General features: G+C 70.8%; 19 protein-coding genes, 1 pseudogene and 1 riboswitch. Of the genes and pseudogenes, 7 read left to right on the forward strand and 13 right to left on the reverse strand.

Features of this window, described 5'->3' with window-relative positions; translation table 11 throughout:
• Nucleotides 1-42: 42 nt before the first annotated feature.
• The 7 genes from GA0115240_RS17870 to GA0115240_RS36960 form a co-directional block, all read right to left on the reverse strand.
• Nucleotides 43-378, reverse strand: a complete 336-nt coding sequence (locus GA0115240_RS17870) for a hypothetical protein (protein ID WP_093737669.1) — start codon at nucleotides 376-378, stop codon at nucleotides 43-45.
• Nucleotides 375-1,346: a DNA cytosine methyltransferase gene (locus GA0115240_RS17875; protein ID WP_093737670.1), complete on the reverse strand. Its 972-nt coding sequence runs from the start codon at nucleotides 1,344-1,346 to the stop codon at nucleotides 375-377. The genes GA0115240_RS17870 and GA0115240_RS17875 overlap by 4 nt, the downstream gene beginning before the upstream one ends.
• Nucleotides 1,343-1,978: a GGDEF domain-containing protein gene (locus GA0115240_RS17880; RefSeq protein WP_093737671.1), complete on the reverse strand. Its 636-nt coding sequence runs from the start codon at nucleotides 1,976-1,978 to the stop codon at nucleotides 1,343-1,345. The genes GA0115240_RS17875 and GA0115240_RS17880 overlap by 4 nt, the downstream gene beginning before the upstream one ends.
• Nucleotides 1,975-2,322, reverse strand: coding sequence for a hypothetical protein (locus GA0115240_RS17885; protein ID WP_093737672.1), 348 nt, complete (start codon nucleotides 2,320-2,322; stop codon nucleotides 1,975-1,977). Before GA0115240_RS17885 ends, GA0115240_RS17880 begins: the two co-directional genes overlap by 4 nt.
• A complete protein-coding gene (locus tag GA0115240_RS17890; protein WP_093737673.1) occupies nucleotides 2,319-3,323 on the reverse strand; it encodes a DUF2637 domain-containing protein in 1,005 nt (334 codons plus the stop codon). Before GA0115240_RS17890 ends, GA0115240_RS17885 begins: the two co-directional genes overlap by 4 nt.
• On the reverse strand, nucleotides 3,320-3,613 hold the full coding sequence (locus tag GA0115240_RS17895; protein ID WP_093737674.1) for a hypothetical protein: 294 nt from the start codon (nucleotides 3,611-3,613) through the stop codon (nucleotides 3,320-3,322). The genes GA0115240_RS17890 and GA0115240_RS17895 overlap by 4 nt, the downstream gene beginning before the upstream one ends.
• Before the next feature lie 162 nt (nucleotides 3,614-3,775).
• Nucleotides 3,776-3,952: a hypothetical protein gene (locus GA0115240_RS36960; protein WP_161302279.1), complete on the reverse strand. Its 177-nt coding sequence runs from the start codon at nucleotides 3,950-3,952 to the stop codon at nucleotides 3,776-3,778.
• Between the two features lie 714 nt (nucleotides 3,953-4,666).
• Between GA0115240_RS36960 and GA0115240_RS17900 the strand changes: the two genes are divergently transcribed.
• Together GA0115240_RS17900 and GA0115240_RS17905 are read left to right on the forward strand one after the other, a co-directional pair.
• Nucleotides 4,667-5,383: an XRE family transcriptional regulator gene (locus tag GA0115240_RS17900; protein ID WP_237554979.1), complete on the forward strand. Its 717-nt coding sequence runs from the start codon at nucleotides 4,667-4,669 to the stop codon at nucleotides 5,381-5,383.
• A 2-nt stretch (nucleotides 5,384-5,385) separates the two neighbouring features.
• Complete coding sequence (locus tag GA0115240_RS17905) at nucleotides 5,386-5,859, forward strand: NUDIX domain-containing protein (protein ID WP_093737676.1); 474 nt, start codon at nucleotides 5,386-5,388, stop codon at nucleotides 5,857-5,859.
• Here GA0115240_RS17905 and GA0115240_RS17910 read toward each other — a convergent pair.
• From GA0115240_RS17910 to GA0115240_RS36225, 3 genes are read right to left on the reverse strand one after another with little or no spacing between them, the layout of a single operon-like run.
• The gene (locus tag GA0115240_RS17910) at nucleotides 5,856-6,422 is read right to left on the reverse strand and encodes an HD domain-containing protein (RefSeq protein WP_093737677.1); all 567 of its coding nucleotides are present in this window, start codon (nucleotides 6,420-6,422) and stop codon (nucleotides 5,856-5,858) included. The genes GA0115240_RS17905 and GA0115240_RS17910 overlap by 4 nt on opposite strands.
• Entirely contained in the window at nucleotides 6,419-6,889 is a 471-nt protein-coding gene (locus GA0115240_RS17915) for a GntR family transcriptional regulator (RefSeq protein WP_256069865.1), read from the reverse strand. Before GA0115240_RS17915 ends, GA0115240_RS17910 begins: the two co-directional genes overlap by 4 nt.
• On the reverse strand, nucleotides 6,886-8,052 hold the full coding sequence (locus tag GA0115240_RS36225) for a hypothetical protein (protein WP_141708875.1): 1,167 nt from the start codon (nucleotides 8,050-8,052) through the stop codon (nucleotides 6,886-6,888). Before GA0115240_RS36225 ends, GA0115240_RS17915 begins: the two co-directional genes overlap by 4 nt.
• A 219-nt stretch (nucleotides 8,053-8,271) precedes the next feature.
• Between GA0115240_RS36225 and rlmN the strand changes: the two genes are divergently transcribed.
• The 4 genes from rlmN (at nucleotide 8,272) to GA0115240_RS17940 (ending at nucleotide 13,543) form a co-directional block, all read left to right on the forward strand.
• Entirely contained in the window at nucleotides 8,272-9,408 is a 1,137-nt protein-coding gene (rlmN, locus tag GA0115240_RS17925) for a 23S rRNA (adenine(2503)-C(2))-methyltransferase RlmN (protein WP_093737680.1), read from the forward strand.
• Nucleotides 9,409-9,460: 52 nt separating this feature from the next.
• Nucleotides 9,461-9,572, forward strand: a riboswitch (TPP riboswitch).
• Entirely contained in the window at nucleotides 9,564-10,664 is a 1,101-nt protein-coding gene (locus GA0115240_RS17930; RefSeq protein WP_093737681.1) for a thiamine ABC transporter substrate-binding protein, read from the forward strand. Its footprint overlaps the riboswitch before it by 9 nt.
• Before the next feature lie 131 nt (nucleotides 10,665-10,795).
• Nucleotides 10,796-12,412, forward strand: coding sequence for an ABC transporter permease (locus GA0115240_RS17935; RefSeq protein ID WP_237554980.1), 1,617 nt, complete (start codon nucleotides 10,796-10,798; stop codon nucleotides 12,410-12,412).
• A gap of 99 nt (nucleotides 12,413-12,511) precedes the next feature.
• Nucleotides 12,512-13,543, forward strand: a complete 1,032-nt coding sequence (locus GA0115240_RS17940) for an ABC transporter ATP-binding protein (RefSeq protein ID WP_093737690.1) — start codon at nucleotides 12,512-12,514, stop codon at nucleotides 13,541-13,543.
• Between the two features lie 61 nt (nucleotides 13,544-13,604).
• On the opposite strand, the pseudogene GA0115240_RS17945 reads toward GA0115240_RS17940, so the two are convergent.
• From GA0115240_RS17945 to GA0115240_RS17955, 3 genes and pseudogenes are all read right to left on the reverse strand, one after another.
• A pseudogene (locus GA0115240_RS17945) lies at nucleotides 13,605-14,713 on the reverse strand (LOG family protein).
• A gap of 341 nt (nucleotides 14,714-15,054) precedes the next feature.
• The gene (locus GA0115240_RS17950; RefSeq protein ID WP_093737683.1) at nucleotides 15,055-16,176 is read right to left on the reverse strand and encodes a hypothetical protein; all 1,122 of its coding nucleotides are present in this window, start codon (nucleotides 16,174-16,176) and stop codon (nucleotides 15,055-15,057) included.
• 55 nt (nucleotides 16,177-16,231) lie between these two features.
• Nucleotides 16,232-16,954 (reverse strand): ABC transporter ATP-binding protein, encoded by a 723-nt coding sequence (locus GA0115240_RS17955; protein ID WP_093737684.1) that lies wholly within the window; start codon nucleotides 16,952-16,954, stop codon nucleotides 16,232-16,234.
• Nucleotides 16,955-17,315: 361 nt separating this feature from the next.
• Between GA0115240_RS17955 and GA0115240_RS17960 the strand changes: the two genes are divergently transcribed.
• The gene (locus GA0115240_RS17960; protein WP_093737685.1) at nucleotides 17,316-18,761 is read left to right on the forward strand and encodes a gamma-aminobutyraldehyde dehydrogenase; all 1,446 of its coding nucleotides are present in this window, start codon (nucleotides 17,316-17,318) and stop codon (nucleotides 18,759-18,761) included.
• Nucleotides 18,762-18,817 lie beyond the last annotated feature (56 nt).

The raw sequence follows: 18,817 nt of genomic DNA on the forward strand, positions 1-18,817 counted from the left end.
GGCCCGGCCGTCGCTTTGGTCGGTGGAGGGCCGGGCCCCGGGTCAGAAGTCGAACAGGCTGCACTGATCCGTCGAGGGGATATGGGTGACCGCGCACTGCGCGGTACGGCGGGCGGCGGTGAAGCAGCCCGGGCACCAGGCGCGCAGTTCAGCGGCGGGAAGTGCCGCGGCGGCCAGGTCGCCGATGGTCGGGTCGGCGGGTGCGGCGATGAGGCGGACCGTGCCAACGCGGGTGGCGGCGTAGCCGTCGTGGAGGCGACCGCAGCGGCCTTCGGTCCTGCGGTGGGACTGCCCGCACTGCCCGGTGCAGTGGCAGCGCCCGCCGGCCGCGTCCATCACCGCGCGGAACAGGCCGGCGCCGACGATCGGGGTGCTCATGCCGCGGCCCGCCGTGCGGGCGCGGGCTCGTCGAGGACGAGGCCGGCGCGCGTGGTGAGAACGCGTATGGCTGCCTCGGCCTGGCGGGGTACGACACCGTTGCCCAGTGCCTTGAGTTGCTGGGCGCGGGACAGCCCGGGAACGGCGGTGACGTGGCCCTCGGGCAGGCCCATCAACCACTCCACGAGGATCGGGCTCAGGCGTCCCAGAGCGTCGGTTGCGCCGGGCGCGGGGCGTCCGGTGACGTGTTCCCATCGGCGGACGGCCGGGGCGAAGGGACCCCAGTCGGTGGGCTCAGCACCCACTCCGCGAGGTTCGCCTTGCCCTCCCTCACCCGGCGCTCCGTGCCCGGGGTGCGGGTGACCGCTCCCTTCGTGCCGTCCGTCGCGCGGGGGGTCGGCAGCAGGCCCACGGTGGTGCGCAAGTCCGCTCCCCCCTGCCCGTGCGGGCCCGCCCCATTGGTGTCCGAGGTCCGCGGCGTCGGCAGCAACGGCAAGGATGATGAGTCGCCGTCGCTGGTGGGCAGCGCCGACATCCGACGCGCGTACAAGACACCACTCCGCATCGAACCCGATGCGGGCAAGGTCCCGCAGGACTTGATCAAATCCAATCCGAAGGTGGTTCGCGACGTTCTCAAATACCGCGAGTTGGGGTCGTAGAACCCCAAGGGCGGTGGCAATGAAGGGCCAGATGTGCCGTTCATCGGCGGTTCCTCTCCGCTTGCCGGCGACGCTGAAGGGCTGGCAGGGATAACCGCCGCACAGCACGTCCACCGGCGGCACGTCGCGCCAGTCCAGCGCGGTGATGTCCCCGAGGTTCGGCACCCCGGGATGGTGGTGGGCCAGGATCGCGGCGGCGCCGGGGTCGTTGTCCGCGACCCAGGCCAGCGACCCGCCGATGACGGCCTGGACGGCCATGTCCAGACCGCCGTAACCGGTGCACAGCGACCCGATCCGCAGCCCGCTCACGCCGCAACCCCGCCCGACGTGCCCCGGCGTCCCGCCCGACGACCGGCCAGCGTGGCGAACAGCGAGCCGAGTCCCGCCCGCCGCACCCCCGCGCGGCCCCGTTTGGCCGCGTACATCGCTTCATCCGCGCGGCGCAGCAGGTCCGGCAGGGTCTCGCCGGGGAAGTCTGCGGCGCGGGCCCAGCCCAGGGAAACGGTGGTGTGCACGGCCGGGTCGAGGCCGGCGGCGGGTCGGGCGAGGACCGAGCCGAGTACGGCGAGCATGTCGCCGGCCATGCCGTGCCGGTCGATGACCACCGCGGCGAACTCGTCACCACCCAACCGGCCCGCCACCCCATCGCGGGCGGTGAAGTGCGCCAGCCGCTCAGCGGTCGCCTTCAGCAGCGCGTCGCCGGCGGCGTGCCCGTGGGTGTCGTTGACCCGTTTGAAGCGGTCCACGTCGGCGAGCACCACCACCGCCTGCGGATCGCGCAGCAGCAAGGTGGCGCGGCGGGTGAAGCCGTCCCGGGTCCACAACCCGGTCAGCGGATCACGCCGGGCGGTGTCCAGCCGGCGGCGCAGCCACCACAGGTGTCCCGACCATCCGGCGGCGAGCGGGGCGCCCGCGGCGAGGGTGGTTAACAGGGTGCTCATGCCACTGCCGCCGTGCCGAGCAGGGGGGCGGCGGGTGTGCGGGGCAGGTAGCCGACGACTTCCACCGGCACCCCGGCGTAGCGGGTGAGGGTGATCAGCCACGACGTGCCGCCGTGCGACCCGGCGTCGACCGAGTCGGGGTCGATGGCCAGCGCGGCCCGCCATGCCTCGAACGCCCGGATGTCGTCGTGCAGGGAGACCCGCAGACCTTCGGTGATCTCGTCGGGGGTGATGATGGTCCTGATCTCGATCGTGGCGTCCGGCAGGGTCGCGAACTGGCTGACGAGCGCGTGCAGCGCGCCGGCCGCGGCGAGCTTGCGCGCAAGGGTTCCCGGGGTGCTCATGCCGCTTCTCCTTCGGCATCCGTGGCGGACTGCGGGGTGTCCAGCGGCCACACCGGCCCGTTGGCGCGCTCACCGCGCAGGGTGTCGCGCAGGGTGCGGGCCTGCCCCGCTCCGCAGCGCAAAGCGAGGCGCAGCCCCTCGGCGGTGATCTTGCTATCGGGCCACTGCGCGGTCAGGGCCCGGGCCTCGGTCAGCAGGTCCGCCAGCGAACGGCGCCCGGCCGGCCGCTTCGCAGCAGAACGCGCCGGCCGACGCGGCGCCTTCGGCTTCACCCCGGCGGCGGGAACCTCCGGCGCGGCGGGTGCGGTCACCGGCTCACCGGCCGGAACCGGCTCGGTGCCGGTGGGGGTGAGTTCACCGAGCTTGAGCAGCACTCGCGTGCGCCGGTCGGTCTGCGACCGCCAACGCCACCCGTGCGCCTCGCGCAGGTCCGCGCGGGCCAACTGCCGCTCCCGCTCACGGCTCAGCGCGTCGGTGTAGGAGGTGATCTCCCACAGCGTCATCCGCCGCCACAGCGCGAACGTCGTCAGCGGGGCGAGCACCCACCGGATACGGCGGATCTTCTCCATCCGCCGGCCGGTCACCGCGCCGATGCGCGCCGCATAGACGTGCGCCACGACCTCGGACAGCACCACCCACAGCAGCGGCATCGTGCCGTGCGCCACCTTCGCCGACACCGAATGACCGGCGGAAACGTTGAGCCAGCACGTCACCGAGGTCAAGAACCACGGCACGAACCGCACCCAGCTAAGCGCCATGTCCATACGGATCAACAGCAGGTTGACGATGGTGAACACCGGGATGGCCAGGTCGATGGCCAGCGGGAGCATCTGCGGCGTGGCGAAACCCCACCGGGCGCCGGCTGCGGAGACCGTGTCGAACGACAGGGCCAAGCCGACCCCGCCGACACCGACCCCCAGCACCCCGGCCGTGGCGAGCAGCAGGCGCTCACCCCCGGACAGCGGCGGAAGCGGCGGCCGTACCGTCTGCGGGGCGCTCATGCCGCCACCCCGTTCCAGCCCTTGCGGCGCCGGCCGGTGTCCTGCGGCAGGGACGTGATGTTGAACAGGTGCGGGGCGTGCGCCTCGATCGCCTGCGCGGCAACCCGGCTCACCCGGTCAGGGAGGGTGGGGTCATCGGCGAGGATGTCCCGGGCCGCGGCCAACCGCACGGCGCGCTCCTCTTCGGTCTCGCCCTCGACACCCAGCCACAGCTCAACCGGGGTACCGAGCGCGAGTTCGACAAACTCAGTGGCCGTGACAGCCACATGACCAGCAACGATACTTCTCATGGGTCGTGCACTCCTTAGACGGGGAACGGCCCAAACCAGCGGCACCGGAGGTGCAACTCCGGTGCCGCGCACCGTTCATGGGTGGAGAGCCCCGAGCCTGATTCGCTCCGAGCCCCTGGGGCAGGTAACGCAGTTCGTGCGGGCAGGCCGTGTAGCGGTGCGTCAGTCCTCGGTGACCTCGGCCTCAACGGTGTTGTAGACACCGGACTTGCGTTGCACGAACGCCTTGACCTTCTCCCTCGCCTGCTCGGCATCGTCGGCTTCCGCCGTGCCCTCCCACTGCGACGACGTGCGGCCGATCGGGTTGTGACTGTTCGCGGTCCAACGGAACTTCGCCATTGGTTCTCCTGATCCTTGGTCCGGCTCGGTCCGCCGCAGCGGCCGGGGCGTTTCGACCACTCCTCACGAGCAGTCACGGCCGCCGACCTCCGCCCTTACAAGACGGATGTCGGCGACTGCGATCACTGGTGAGCGGGCTTCACCGGCCGACCGCCGCAGCGGCCTTGCCAGTCCCGAGCCCTAATCGGGCGCGCCATGTCTCTGCCTGGCACACAGCAGGGCAGCTCACATCGAGTGGCGCCCCAGAAGAGGGCGTTGTCCAGAGCCGATGTGCGGTGCGTACCGCGCCGACGCGCGGCACCGCTGCCGACGAACATCACCCGGTCGTCACGGGGACAGGGACTCTCACCCCATCGCAAGTTCACTGTTCAGTTCTCAATCAACCAGCAGTCCGGAACCCCCGTTGGCGTGCGGCAATGCCGCCGTGCCTCGGTCGTCTCCGCCCGCTTGTCCGCTCGCGTCTCCAACGGATTCACATGCAGTACCTGTATTACAGGTACTGCATGGAGGCTGTGTCAAGCAGCCCGCCGAATCTCGTCGGCTTCGCAAGAGGATTTCTTGGTGCACCATCAGCATCGGTGCAGGTCAGGGGACTTGGTTACCTCACCCATGGACAGCTCGGGTGCATCTGGTTACCGTCAAGAGGTCCCTGGACGTCCCAAGGGGGAGCAGATGTCCAACGAGCGCTTACGGTCAGCCCTACTGGCTCAGGGCATGAGCGTGCAGGACCTGGCAGACGCCATAGAAGTCAACCCGAAGACCGTGGAACGCTGGATCACTCAGGGGAAAGTCCCGTACCGCCGGCACCAGTACGCCACGGCGGCGCTGCTGAAGGTCGATGTGACCCTGATCTGGGACGACGCGCGCTCTGCTGACAGTGCGACGGACCTGAGCAAGGCAGAGATCATTGCTGTGTACCCGCACCGGCACGTGGTTCCACCGGGCCTCTGGCGCGAGATGTACGCGCGGGCGCAGACGCACCTTGACGTACTCGTGTACTCCGGTTTCTTCCTCTCGGAAGATCCCCAGTTTCACGATCTTCTGAAAGGCAAAGCGGACGGGGGGTCTCGGGTCCGCATCCTGCTCGGCGACCCCGACTGTCCAGCAGTCCGTCAGCGCGGCATTGACGAGGGCCACCAGGTCATGGATGGGAAGATCCGCAACGCCCTGGTCAACTACCGCCCGCTCCTCGTGAGCCGTCCTGACATCGGCTTTAGGCTGCACGCGACGACGCTCTACAACTCCATCTACCGATCCGATGACGAGATGCTGGTCAACCCGCACGTCTACGGCATCGGCGCGTACATGGCCCCGGTCTACCACTTGCGCCGACTCCCCGGCGGTGGGCTGTTCAACACGTACGCCAATAGCATTGAGCACACCTGGGAAGGCGCACGCCAGGTCACAGACCACGACTTCACGGGAGCCTGAGCATGGGACGCATCGACTACCTGCACGACCCTGCCGCACCGCCGGCCAACTCGGTCGTGCCGTCGGTCGTGGCGTTGGTCCAGAACGATGCCGGGCAAGTCCTGATGATCAAGCGGTCGGACAACGGTCGGTGGGCACTGCCCGGGGGTGGTCACGATGCGGGGGAGTTCATCAGTGACACCGTGGTGCGCGAGGTGTGGGAGGAGACGGGAATCAAGGTCGAGGTCTTGGACCTGACAGGGATCTACACCGACCCCGGCCACGTGCTCGCCTACGACGATGGCGAAGTGCGTCAGCAGTTCAGCATGTGCTTCCGCGCGCGGCCGGTGGGAGGCGAGATCCGCACGAGCAGCGAGACCACCCAAGTCCGTTGGGCGGAGCCGGCGGACCTGTCCCAATACGACGTCCACCCCACGATGCGTCTGCGGATCGAGCACGCCATGGATCGCTCGCGCACGGCCCCCTACGTCGGCTAGCGGGCCGCCGCTGCCAGGCGTTCAAGCACGCGCGCCGTGCTGGCCAGGATCTCCGGCTCGGCACGACGGATGAAGGTCCCGATCAGGCTGTCCGGCCCGTACCGGCCGGCGATCTCGTTCACCCGGTCAACCGGATTGGTCGGAGTGCCATCCGGCGTGGTGTTCATGTCGCAGTAGGTCACCGCGTCGATGAGGGATGCAGGCGGCCGGGGGAACTCTGCTTCCAGTTCTTCACGCAGCCCGCGCGCTTCCGCCTCCATCCACGCGCACGAGTGGTGCGCGACTAGGCCCACCACCCGGGGGTCGCCACCGACCGTGTCCCGCAGGTACCGGGCGCCATCCAGCGGGTGGAACCCGGTCTTGGCCAGGTCGGGGGAGTAGCCGACATCGTGCAGCACCGCGGCGGCTTCCAGCACCTCAGCGTCCGCACCGAGTAGGGCCGCGAGGTTCCGAGCCCGCTGGGCAACCCCGAGACTGTGCTCCCAGCGACGTGGCAGCGGCCCGGCGAGCAGCGATTCGGCAAGCGGGTACGCCCACTCCGTGAGTCCCGTGCTGGTGGTCAAGGCTGGAAACGCCCCTCTCGGCTCGGCAAGGCCAGTACGGTACGTAGCTTGCCCTGTCCGCCCTCGCTGAGCAGCCCCTGAGCCTCAAGTTTGTCTAGTGCCCTGCGAATGGTCGGCCGGGAGACGCCAAACCGCTCGCACAACGAACTTGAGCTAGGGAATTCAGCTCCCACTGTAAGGCCATCATCGATTATCACTTGAGCGATTTCTATCGTCAGCGGGGGCCTCTCCGGTTGATCACCACTTTGTATGGTTTGCCATCTAGCTCCTGGTACCCGGCGGGCTAGAGATTCTTTCTCAAGAAAAGCGAAGGCGCGGAGCGCGACGCCGCGTGATACATCGTGACGCTCCATGATTTCCGCTATTGACGGTAGTTCGACCATGTCTGGATTATCACGCATCTCCTGCATAAGCTCGGTCGCGATCTTCATGTAGGTTCCTCGGGGATTGACTGGCTTCTCCTTCACCGATCCTCCTCGTCGGATGTGCCGCGGACTGCTTTTTTCGCTTCCACTGTATGGATGTCCGGATATGGGTAGAAATTCCGCATCGAGTGCAGCGTTGCAGAAATGTTGTCCCAGTTGATCCTTTCTAGGAAGGCGTCGAAGTCGAAATCTTTCCTAAGCCGAGCCATAAACGGCTCGACCCAGCCGTAATAGTTCGTGCTCCCTTGCAGGAGGACTGAGAAGCGACGCTTAACGGAGACTTTAACGAAGACCTTCACCTCCATGGCGCTTGCCTTGAAGGGGTCGAGGTTCATGTATTCTTGCAAAAAATTGAAGGGGACACCCGCCCCGAATCCGTCGCAGACCACTGCAAAATCTATGTCGACTAGCGGCCCCCGGATGGCGAGAGACCCGATCGATTCCTTATCGCTCCGGGAAATTCTACTTCCTTGGGGGAGTGTTAGCGAAAAGTGGTGGTAATACTTGTCGCCACTGTAGGCTGAGACAACTATGGTCGTGATAATTTTATCTCCCGACATCACCCGCTCTGGTTTAGTGCTTGAAGGCCCGAAGCCGTCTCTATCGGCTAGGTCACGGGAGAATAGCTCAAATAGTCGGTTCCCTAGTAGAATCTCCGGGAGATCATCGCGAGCGTAATCTTTGATCCTATCTGCGTCGCGCTTGCTGTTGAAATAATCGGTTAGTTGGGTCGCAAGCGTTTCGAGAATTTGGTACTCGACGGCTTCTTTGATGATCCTCAGAGCTGGACCCAATCGCTCTTCACGGTTGGATGGCCCATCAGCTTCGCGCTCAAAAGATTTTTCCCATTGTGCTTTGATTGCGGGATTCTCGGCGAAGGCTGCGCGAGTGTGTCGGGTCAGCGCTTCCGAAAATTCATATTCGGCGGCAGGAGCCAATGCTTCTCTTTCGGCCAAGAAAAAAGCGGACGAAAATGATGCATCATAGACGCGGGGCCTAGTTTTTTGAATGATCAGATATGCGGCGCAAGCGAGGGAAAGCGACCCGCCGAGAATGCATGAGGCCGTCGTTCCGATAAGCTCGTAAACCCCGGCGCCCAGGACAGCAATGGCAAATGCTAGAACTCCTGCGAGAGTCAGTGTCTCCTGGATGCTTCCCCGTGATTCCCGGATTTGGGATATGAAGCCAAGATCATCATTCTGCATAATGAGTCCCAATCGGGATACGGCACTGGGCCAAGGTGCAAGATAGGGCGTGCTCGATCCTAGAGCCTTGGGCCAGGCCGCCGTGGGAGAAAAGCGGGAAGTCGGGCCGTCCCTGGGCCGTCAGGCGACGGCCCGGGACCGCCACGGACCACCAGAGACGACCGTCACCCGGCCGTCCGGACTGGCCATGGCGCCGGGTCTGAGAGACTGGACGGCATCATGCCTGTGCCCGGAGAACTTACTTTCGCTGTGCCGCGCGGAGCCAAGAAGCCGCCGCGGCACCTCGCCGACCTTTCGCCCGCGGAGCGGAAGGAGGCGGTGGCCGCGCTCGGGGAGAAGCCGTTCCGGGCCAAGCAGCTGTCGCAGCACTACTTCGCCCGGTACGCGGACGATCCGGCGGCGTGGACGGACATCCCGGCCGCGTCGCGGGGGAAGCTGGCCGAGGACCTGCTGCCGGAGCTGATGACGGTGGTCCGGCACGCCTCGTGCGACGACGGCGACACCCGCAAGACGCTGTGGCGGCTGTTCGACGGGACGCTCGTCGAATCGGTGCTGATGCGCTACCCGGACCGCGTGACGATGTGCATCTCCTCGCAGGCCGGCTGCGGGATGAACTGCCCGTTCTGCGCCACCGGCCAGGCCGGCCTGGACCGGAACCTGTCGACGGCGGAGATCGTGCACCAGATCGTGGCGGGCATGCGCTCCCTGCGCGACGGCGAGGTGCCCGGGAGCGCCTCCCGGGCCGCCGGCTCCGAGGCGGGCCCCGCCCGGCTGTCGAACATCGTCTTCATGGGCATGGGCGAACCGCTGGCGAACTACAACCGCGTGGTCGGCGCCATCCGGCGCCTCACCGACCCCGAGCCGGACGGCCTCGGCCTGTCCCAGCGCGGCATCACCGTGTCCACGGTGGGCCTGGTCCCGGCGATGAACCGGTTCGCCGACGAGGGCTTCAAGTGCCGCCTGGCGGTGTCGCTGCACGCTCCCGACGACGAGCTGCGCGACACCCTGGTACCGGTCAACACCCGGTGGAAGGTCCGCGAGGTGCTGGACGCCGCCTGGCGGTACTCCGACCTGTCCGGCCGCCGGATCTCCATCGAGTACGCCCTGATCCGCGACATCAACGACCAGGCATGGCGGGCCGACCGGCTGGGCCGGATGCTGAAGAGCCACCGGGTGCACGTCAACCTGATCCCGCTCAACCCCACCCCCGGCTCCCGGTGGACGGCGTCCCGGCCCGAGGACGAGCGGGCGTTCGTCGCCGCGCTGGAGGCGCACGGCGTGCCTGTGACCGTGCGGGACACCCGGGGCCAGGAGATCGACGGGGCCTGCGGTCAGCTGGCGGCGTCCGAACGCTGAGCTGCCGCCGGGCAGCGGGCGACGCCCTGCTACCGTGCAGGCATATAAATGAACATTCCGACAGGGGAGCGCCTGCGACGGCGCTGAGAGTGCGGCCCCCGAGGCCGCAGACCCTCCAACCTGATCCGGGTCATACCGGCGTAGGGAGTCAGCACATGAAGTCCGTCCGTCGGCGTGTCATCGGCACGCTCGTCCTGGCCACCGCGGGAGCCACCGTGCTGGCCGCGTGCGGCAGCAGCTCGGATTCCGGCAGCAAGGGCGGGAGCGGCGCGGCGGCGTCCAAGACCGTCACCCTCGTCAGTCACGACTCCTTCGCGGCGTCCAAGCCGGTCCTCGCGGAATTCACCAAGGAGACCGGCTACACCGTCAAGGTGCTGCGCGGCGGTGACGCCGGCGCCGCCGTGAACCAGGCGATCCTCACCAAGGACCACCCGCGCGGCGACGTCTTCTTCGGCGTCGACAACACCCTGCTGTCCCGCGCCCTGGACAACGGCCTGTTCGACCCGTACACGGCCAAGGACCTCGACCAGGTGTCCTCCGACGTCCAGTTGGACGCCGCGCGGCACCGCGTCACTCCCATCGACTCCGGCGACGTGTGCGTCAACTACGACCGGGCCTACTTCACCGCGCACAAGCTCAGCCCCCCGCAGACCTTCGCCGACCTGGTCAAGCCGCAGTACAAGAACCTGCTGGTCACCGAGAACGTCAGCACCTCCTCCCCGGGCCTGGCCTTCATGCTCGGCAGCGCCGCCACCTTCGGCGACAGCGGCTGGCAGTCGTACTGGAAGCAGCTCAAGAGCAACGGCGTCCAGGTCGTCGACAGCTGGGAGCAGGCCTACGACCAGAGCTTCTCCGGCTCGGGCGCGGGCAAGAAGGCCGGGGGCGACCGGCCGCTGGTCGTCTCCTACGCCTCCAGCCCGCCCGCCGAGGTGGTCGGCGTCAGCCCGGAGCCCGCGCAGTCGCCGGTCGGGGTCTCCACCGGCACCTGCTTCCGGCAGATCGAGTTCGCCGGGCTGCTGCACGGCGCGAAGAACACCGCGGGCGGCAAGGCACTGATCGACTTCATGATCAGCAAGGTGTTCCAGGAGGACATGCCGCTGCAGATGTACGTGGACCCGGTGCGCAAGGGCGCCACCGAGCCCGCGGTGTTCGTCAAGTACGGGGCGAAGATCGACCACCCGACGACGCTGGCGCCCGACAAGATCGCGGCCGTGCGGGACGACTGGGTGAAGGCATGGACGTCGATCGTCCTGTGACCGCAGCGGCGGCGGCTTCCAGCCGGCCCGACCGGCTTGACCTGCCCGACCTTCCCGGTAGGCCGGGAAACCCCGGAAAGCCCCGCCGCGGGCCCTGCCCCAGCCGCGCCACCGCGATCCGGCTCGCCCTGATGACCCCGCCGCTCGCCTTCCTCGGCGTCTTCTTCGCCTACCCCGTCGCCTCCATCGTCGGCCGCGGCCTGCACCAGGGCGGCAGCTGGCACCTCGCCCCGATCGGGGACGTGCTCGGCGACGCTTCGATCCGGCACGTGCTGTGGTTCACCTGCTGGCAGGCGGCCGCCTCCACCGCGCTGACGCTGGCCCTGGCGCTCCCCGGCGCCTACGTCTTCGCGCGGCTGGACTTCCCCGGCAAGCGGCTGCTGCGGGCGGTCGTCACGGTGCCGTTCGTCCTGCCGACGGTCGTGGCAGGCACCGCCTTCCTGGCCCTGCTGGGCCGGGGCGGCTTCACCGACGACCTGTTCGGCTTCCGACTGGACACCAGTGTGTGGGCGATCCTCGTCGCGCACGTCTTCTTCAACTACGCGGTGGTCGTCCGCACCGTCGGCGGTCTGTGGGCGCAACTCGACCCCCGGCAGGAAGAGGCCGCCCGGATGCTCGGCGCCGGACGGTTCCCGGCCTGGCGGCGGGTGACGCTGCCCGCGCTGGGGCCGTCGGTGGCCGCCGCCGGGCTGATGGTCTTCCTGTTCACCTTCACCTCCTTCGGCGTGATCCAGATCCTCGGCGGCCCCACCTACTCCACCCTCGAAGTCGAGATCTACCGGCAGACCGCCGAACTCCTCGACCTGCCGACCGCCGCCGTCCTCACCCTGCTCCAACTCGCCGCCGTCGCCTTGATCCTGGGCGTGCACGCCTGGACGGTACGGCGCCGCGAGGCGACCTTGCGGCTGGTCGACGCGGCCCGCACCGCGCACCGGCCGCGCGGCGGCGAACGAGCCCTGCTGGCCGCCGTGCTCGGCGTGGTCGCGCTGCTGATCCTGCTGCCGCTCGGTGTGCTCGTGGCCCGCTCGCTGGACGGCCCCGGCGGCTACGGCTTCACCTACTACCGCGCCCTCACCTCCGCCGACGCCAGCGGCGGCACCTTCCTGGTCGCCCCCTTGCAGACGGTGTGGAACTCGCTGCGGTACGCGGCCGTCGCCACCGTCGTCGCCCTGCTGATCGGCGGGCTGGCCGCGGCGGCCCTGGTCCGCAGAGCCGGGCGGCTGGTGCGCGGCTTCGACGCGCTGCTGATGCTGCCGCTGGGCACCTCCGCCGTCACCGTCGGCTTCGGTTTCCTGATCACCCTCGACAAGCCGCCGCTGGACCTGCGGGACTCCTGGCTGCTGGTGCCGCTGGCGCAGGCGCTGGTCGGGGTGCCGTTCGTGGTGAGGGTCATGCTGCCGGTGCTGCGGGCGGTGGACCACCGGCTGCGGGAGGCGGCGGCCGTGCTGGGGGCCTCGCCGGCCCGGGTCTGGCGCGAGGTGGAACTCCCGTTCGTGGGGCGGGCGCTGGGCATCGCCGCGGGGTTCGCGTTCGCGGTGTCGCTCGGCGAGTTCGGGGCGACGGTCTTCATCGCCCGCCCGGACAGCCCGACCCTCCCGGTCGCCGTCGCCCGCCTGCTCGGCCGTCCCGGACCCGCCGACTACGGCCAGGCGATGGCCCTGAGCACCATCTTGATGCTGGTGTGCGCCGCCTCGCTGCTGGTCCTGGAGAACCTCAGGACCAGCTCCGCATCCTCCGGGGAGTTCTAGATGGCGACACAACCCCACGCACAACCCCACGCACAACGCCGGTCCGAGGCGGGGCCGCGGCCCGAGGTCCGGTCCCTGTCGGAGCCGGCGCCCCCCGCGCTGCTGCGCCTGGACGCCGCGACCGTACGGTTCGGGGCGCGCGCCGCGCTCGACGCCGTCGACCTGGACGTCGCCGCGCACGAGATCGTCTGCGTGCTCGGGCCCAGCGGCAGCGGCAAGTCCACGCTGCTGCGGGCCGTCGCCGGACTCCAGCGGCTCGACGCCGGGCGGGTCCTGCTCGACGGCGCCGACCAGCGGGCGGTGCCCGCACACCGGCGCGGGGTGGGCCTGATGTTCCAGGACCACCAGCTCTTCCCGCAGCGCGACGTCGGCGGCAACGTCGCCTTCGGACCGCGCATGCACAAGGTGCCGCGCGGGCCGCGCGAGCGCCGGGTGGCCGAACTCCTCGACCTGGTGGGGCTGCCCGGCGCCGCCCACCGGTCCGTCGCCACGCTGTCCGGCGGCGAGCAGCAACGTGTCGCCCTGGCCCGGGCGCTCGCCCCCGAGCCCCGGCTGCTGATGCTGGACGAACCGCTCGGCCAGCTCGACCGCTCGCTGCGGGAACGCCTCGTGGTGGAACTGCGGCAGCTGTTCGGCCGGTTGGGCACCACCGTGCTGGCCGTCACGCACGACCAGGGGGAGGCGTTCGCGCTCGCCGACCGCGTGGTGGTGATGCGGGACGGCCGGATCGCCCAGTCCGGGACGCCACTCGAGGTCTGGCAGCAGCCGGCCTCGGAGTTCGTGGCCCGCTTCCTCGGCTTCGACAACATCACCGAGGGTGTCGTCGACGGGGCCGTCGCGGACACCGTTTGGGGCAGGGTGCCGGTGCCCGACGGCACTCCGGAAGGGCCCTGCCGGCTGCTGATCCGGCCCGCCGGGGTACGGCTCGGGCCGCCCGGCGGCGGCCTGGGCTGCGAGGTGGTCGCCCGCACGTTCCGCGGCGGGCACGTCGCGGTGATGCTGCGGCCCGAGCGCGGGCCGGCCCTGGAGGCCGAGTGCGGGCTGCGGGACGCCCCGGCCGAGGGCGCCCGGGTCGGCGCCGCCTTCGCGGCGGAGGAAGTCGTCGTCCTCGACGGGCCCGCCGCCGGCTGAGCCCGCCGGCTGAGCCCGCCGGCCGGACCCGCCGCAAGCCCGCCGGCCGGGCCCGCGGCGGTCAGCTCCTGGTGAGGCGGTTCAGCGCGCCCGGCACGTCCGCCACGCTGTCGACCAGGGCGATCCGGCGGGCCATCGGCCGGTCCGCCGCCAGGGCCTCCAGCAGCGGCCACACCGGCAGGTGCGTCGTCCAGTGGGCACGGTCCACCAGCACCATCGGGGCGGCCCGCCCCGCGACGCGTAGTAGTTCGGCGTCGCCGCGTCGAAGACCTCCTGCACGGTGCCGGCCGCCCCCGGCAGGAAGACCACGCCCGCGGTGCAGCGGGACAGCAGGCCGTCCTCCCGGGTGGCGTTGGCGAAGAACTTGGCGATGTGCGCGGCGAAGGCGTTCGGCGGCTCGTGCCCGTAGAACCAGGTCGGCAGCCCGTACGAGGGACCGCCGTCCGGCCACCGGTCCCGTACCGCGAAGGCGGCGGCCGCCCACTCGGTCACCGACGGGCGGAACGAGGGCGCGCCCGCCAGGACGGCCAGGGCCTTGCTCAGCATCAGGTCGTCGTACGGGGCCGCGTACGCGCCGAAGTTGGCGGCCTCCATCGCGCCGGGACCGCCGCCGGTCGCCACCGTCAGTCCCTGGCGGGTCAGGTCCCGGGCCAGGCGGGCGGTGCCCGCGTAGGCGTCGGAGCCGCGCTGCATGGCGTGGCCGCCCATCAGGCCCACGACGGGCCGGCCGCTCAGGCGTTCGTCCAAGGCGTCGCCGACCGAGTCGTCGTGGATCGACCGCAGCATCGAGGCGAGTATGTCGCCGTTGGCGGCGGCCCGCTGGAACCACTCGTACGTGCCGGCGTCCGCGGTGGCCGGATAGCCGCCCTCCTCGAGCCCTTCGTACAGTTCCTCGGGCGTGTAGAGCGTGGCCCGATAGGGGTCGAACGGCAGGCCGGGCACCGGCGGGAAGACGAGCGCGCCGTTGGCCCGGACGTGCGCCAGGGCCTGCGGCTCCATCGCGCAGCCCAGGAACACCGCTTGCGAGGTCTCCGCGACCAGCAGTGCGAACGTCCGCTCCGTCAGGTCCACCGCCTGCACCCGGTAACCGGCGAGCGACCCGGTGACGGCGACGTGGTCGAACTCCTCCAGCGTCTCGATCTCCCGCACGGCGCCCCGCGCGGGCCGCACGACCCCGGGCTCGACGGCCGCCGGCCCGTCCCCCGGCCCGGGCGGCTCGACGCCGCCCCGGCTCGCGTTGGATTCACCGCCCGGCGCGGGCATCGGCGGTACGTCGGCGGAAGGCGTCTCAGCGGGCACGTCCAGCACGATAGCCCTCCGGGCGGGGCGCGTGGGCCTCACGGCGCCGCCGCCACGCCTGACGGCCCGGCTTCGCGGGGACGCCGCGGCCGGACGGTGGGAGGTGTCCCGCCGCCGCGGTGGATGACGGCATCCGCGGCCGCCGGGTGGGTGGTGGGGCGTCCCGGCCGGCCCGTCCCGCCGACGGGGGGCGGTGAGGGCCGCCGCTCCCGTCAGGGTTTGGTGGGGATGGAGGACAGGAGCGCCACCAGGGCCGTGAGGGGGAGGAGGGCGGTCAGGAGGAAGGTGGTGCGCAGGGCGAGGGCGGTGCGCTGGAGGGTGGGGGTGGCGGCGACCGCGTGCAGGGCCGTTGTGGTGTCGGTGCGGGCGTCTTTGGTGGCGCGCAGGGCGAGGGCGGAGGTGGCGAGGACGCAGAGGGTGATGAGCGCGGTGGCGAAGAGGGTGACGGGGCCGATGGGGTGGTGGCCGGCGTGCCGGAAGCCGTAGACGGCGAGGGCGGCCGCCGCGGTGGCGGAGAGCAGGCCGAGGGGGCGGCCGATCGCGCGGGACTCGTGCTGGAGGGCGCGGCCGGCGAGCAGGCGCAAGGGGCCGGGGCGGTAGCAGGCGAGGATGCGACCGCAGGCGTGGACCAGGCCGGGACCGGCCACCGCCAGGCCGGCCGTGGCGAGGACCCAGCCGGCGACCGAGCCCGGCGGGATCGAACCCAGGCCGCTGGGCAGCGGGAGCGCGTGCCCCTGGGTGACGGTCACTTCGACGGCCAGGCCGATCGTGGTGAGCACCACCCCCCACGGCAGACCGCGGGGCGCGTCGTGCGACGGGGCCGATCCGGGGCGCAGCCGGGATGCGGTGGCGGCGGCGGCGACAGCCGGGACCAGCGCGAGCAGGGTGATCGCGCCGGCCAGCGGCAGCGGCTTGCCCGCGGCCAGCAGGCCCGGTCCGACCCCGTCGAACGGCACACCGGTCACATCACCGCGCAGCTGGAGGAAGACCAGCAGCGCCACGACGCTGCCGACGGCGCAGACCATCGCGGTGGTCGCCGCGGCGAGCAGCACGAGGGCGGTCCGGCCGAGCCCGGCCGCCGAGAGGCCCGCGGCGGGCCAGTCGGAGGGCTGCGCCCGGCCCACCGCGACGGCGAGCTGCGCGGTCACCGCCACCGGCAGCGCGCACCACCCGAGGCGTACGACCGCGTCGGACGCGCCGTGCTCGGGATGGGCCAGTGCCCAGCCGAGTGAGGACAGCAGCAGCAGCCCGGTGCCCGCCGACGCGGCGACGACCAGGGCCCACCTGGCCAGCGCGGCGGGGCGGCTTCCCCGCAGGACTCGCAGACTCAGCACGCGGCCACCGCTTTCTTCCAGGCGCCGCGCGGACCCCGCGCCGCTGTGCCGCCGCTCATACCGGGGCCGGTGCGGTGAGTTCGCGGTCCTCGGTGCGCGTGGCCCCCGCGGGGCGGCCGTCCACCAGGGCGAAGGTGCGGTCGGCGTGCCGGCTGATCTCCGGGTCGCCGGCGGCGAGGACCACGGTGATGCCGTGCGAGCGGGCCGCACTGGTCAGGGTGCGCAGCAGCTGGTCGCGGTCGGCGCGATGCAGCGGCGCGGTCGGCTCGTCGGCGAAGACCACGTCGGGTCCGGTGACCAGCGCCCGGGCGATCGCGACGCGCTGCCGCTGGGCGTGCCCCAGGTCGACCGGCCGGCGCTTGGCGATGTCGCCGATGTCGAGCCGGTCCAGCCACTCCTGGGCGGCGGCTCTGGACACCCGGTGGCCGTCGCCGCGCATCAGCAGCGGCAGCGCCGCGTTCTCCCACGCGCTGAGTTCGGGCAGCAGTTGCCGGCCCGCGCCGACCCAGCCGAAGCGTTCGCGCCGCAGGGTCTCCCGGGCCCCCTCGGACAGGGTGTGCACCGGGGAGCTGTTGAACCACACCTCGCCCTCGTCCGGGACCAGCTGCCCGGACAGGCAGTGCAGCAGCGTGGACTTGCCGGAGCCGCGCGGACCGGTCACCGCGAGGATCTCGCCGGCCCTGACGTTGATCGAGACGCCGAGCAGGGCCGGCGAGCCCTGGTGGGCGTGGTGCAGGGCGCGGGCCCAGAGCACGTCGTTGTCGGGCGGGGTCCCCATGCCGTTCCTCCGCGGGTCGTTCCCCCGGTGCGTTCGGCTGGGGCGTCGAAAGCCAGTACGTCGAACACCGATGCGTCAAACGAGCCGAGGGGTTGGGCGGTCACTTCGGCACCCTAGGCACGCGGCGGTGACGGCGGCCGCAGGCGCGGCGCCCGGGTCCTCCGGATGGAGGGCACCGGCCGGGGCCGCCCGCATCGCCCCCGCGAGCGCGGCGCCCCATCCGGTGCCCCGCCCGCTGCCCCGCCCGGCCCTGGATCACCCACATCCCCGCGTTGTCCACAGCCCAGCTTCTCGCCGACCGGCATCCTGTTTAAGCTGGGCGGTGTCTCACCGATTGGACAAGCATCAGGGAGCGAGCGCCGTGACCGAACTCCGTACTCTGCGCAACTACATCGACGGAGAATTCCGCGACGCCGCCGACGGGGGCACCACCGAGGTGGTCAATCCGGTGACGGGGGAGCCGTACGCCCGCGCGCCGCTGTCCCGGCAGACCGACGTGGACGCGGCGATGGAGGCCGCCGCGGCCGCCTTCCCGGGCTGGCGGGACAGCACGCCCGCCGAGCGGCAGCGCGCGCTGCTGAAGATCGCCGACGCGGTCGAGGCCCGGGCCGAGGAGCTGATCGCCGTCGAGAGCGAGAACACCGGCAAACCGCTCGGGCTGACCGCGAGCGAGGAGATCCCGCCGATGGTCGACCAGATCCGGTTCTTCGCCGGCGCCGCCCGCATGCTGGAGGGCCGGTCGGCCGGTGAGTACATGGAGGGACTCACCTCCATCGTGCGCCGCGAGCCGGTCGGGGTGTGCGCGCAGGTCGCACCCTGGAACTACCCGATGATGATGGCCGTGTGGAAGTTCGCGCCGGCCATCGCGGCGGGCAACACCGTGGTGTTCAAGCCGTCCGACACCACCCCCGCCTCCGCCGTGCTCCTCGCCGAGATCCTCGGCTCCGTCCTGCCCAAGGGCGTCTTCAACGTGGTGTGCGGCGACCGCGACACCGGCCGGCTGATGGTCGAGCACCCGGTGCCGGCCATGGCGTCCATCACCGGTTCGGTACGGGCCGGCATCGAGGTCGCGGCGACCGCGGCGAAGGACGTCAAGCGGGTCCACCTGGAGCTGGGCGGCAAGGCGCCGGTCGTCGTCTTCGACGACCTGGACAGCGCGGCCATCACCAAGGCGGCCGAGGACATCGCGGTGGCCGGCTTCTTCAACGCCGGCCAGGACTGCACCGCCGCCACCCGCGTCCTGGTCCAGGAGTCCGTCCGCGAGGAGTTCACCGCGGCGCTGACGAAGGCCGCGGCCGGCACCAAGACCGGCCTGCCCGACGACGAGGACGTCCTGTACGGCCCGCTCAACAACGCCGCCCAGCTCGCCCAGGTCAGCGGCTTCATCGAGCGGCTCCCCGGCCACGCCAGGATCGAGACCGGCGGCCACCGGGTCGGCGAGCGCGGCTACTTCTACGCGCCCACCGTCGTCTCCGGGCTCCGGCAGGACGACGAGATCATCCAGCGCGAGGTGTTCGGACCGGTGATCACCGTGCAGTCCTTCACCGACGAGGACCAGGCGGTGCAGTGGGCCAACGGCGTCGACTACGCGCTCGCCTCATCGGTCTGGACGAAGAACCACGGGCGGGCCATGCGGATGTCGAAGCGGCTGGACTTCGGGTGCGTGTGGATCAACACCCACATCCCGCTGGTCGCGGAGATGCCGCACGGCGGCTTCAAGCAGTCCGGCTACGGCAAGGACCTGTCCGGATACGGGTTCGAGGACTACACCCGGATCAAGCATGTGATGACGTCGCTGGACGCCTAAGGGCTGTCCCACTCTTCCGGGCCCGCGGCCCCCGGCAGCTCCGCCGGCCCCGGCGG

Source organism: Streptomyces sp. DvalAA-14 (assembly GCF_900091855.1).
In the GTDB taxonomy this organism is placed as follows: Bacteria; Actinomycetota; Actinomycetes; order Streptomycetales; family Streptomycetaceae; genus Actinacidiphila.

Bases quoted from the DNA above. Each gene is read 5' to 3' on its own strand.
- GA0115240_RS36960 (WP_161302279.1), bottom strand. From the start codon at position 3,952: ATGGCGAAGTTCCGTTGGACCGCGAACAGTCACAACCCGATCGGCCGC.
- GA0115240_RS17895 (WP_093737674.1), bottom strand. From the start codon at position 3,613: ATGAGAAGTATCGTTGCTGGTCATGTGGCTGTCACGGCCACTGAGTTT.
- GA0115240_RS17905 (WP_093737676.1), top strand. From the start codon at position 5,386: ATGGGACGCATCGACTACCTGCACGACCCTGCCGCACCGCCGGCCAAC.
- GA0115240_RS17935 (WP_237554980.1), top strand. From the start codon at position 10,796: ATGACCCCGCCGCTCGCCTTCCTCGGCGTCTTCTTCGCCTACCCCGTC.
- GA0115240_RS17930 (WP_093737681.1), top strand. From the start codon at position 9,564: ATGAAGTCCGTCCGTCGGCGTGTCATCGGCACGCTCGTCCTGGCCACC.
- rlmN (WP_093737680.1), top strand. From the start codon at position 8,272: ATGCCTGTGCCCGGAGAACTTACTTTCGCTGTGCCGCGCGGAGCCAAG.
- GA0115240_RS17885 (WP_093737672.1), bottom strand. From the start codon at position 2,322: ATGAGCACCCCGGGAACCCTTGCGCGCAAGCTCGCCGCGGCCGGCGCG.
- GA0115240_RS17900 (WP_237554979.1), top strand. From the start codon at position 4,667: ATGAGCGTGCAGGACCTGGCAGACGCCATAGAAGTCAACCCGAAGACC.
- GA0115240_RS17870 (WP_093737669.1), bottom strand. From the start codon at position 378: ATGAGCACCCCGATCGTCGGCGCCGGCCTGTTCCGCGCGGTGATGGAC.
- GA0115240_RS36225 (WP_141708875.1), bottom strand. From the start codon at position 8,052: ATGCAGAATGATGATCTTGGCTTCATATCCCAAATCCGGGAATCACGG.
- GA0115240_RS17890 (WP_093737673.1), bottom strand. From the start codon at position 3,323: ATGAGCGCCCCGCAGACGGTACGGCCGCCGCTTCCGCCGCTGTCCGGG.
- GA0115240_RS17955 (WP_093737684.1), bottom strand. From the start codon at position 16,954: ATGGGGACCCCGCCCGACAACGACGTGCTCTGGGCCCGCGCCCTGCAC.
- GA0115240_RS17880 (WP_093737671.1), bottom strand. From the start codon at position 1,978: ATGAGCACCCTGTTAACCACCCTCGCCGCGGGCGCCCCGCTCGCCGCC.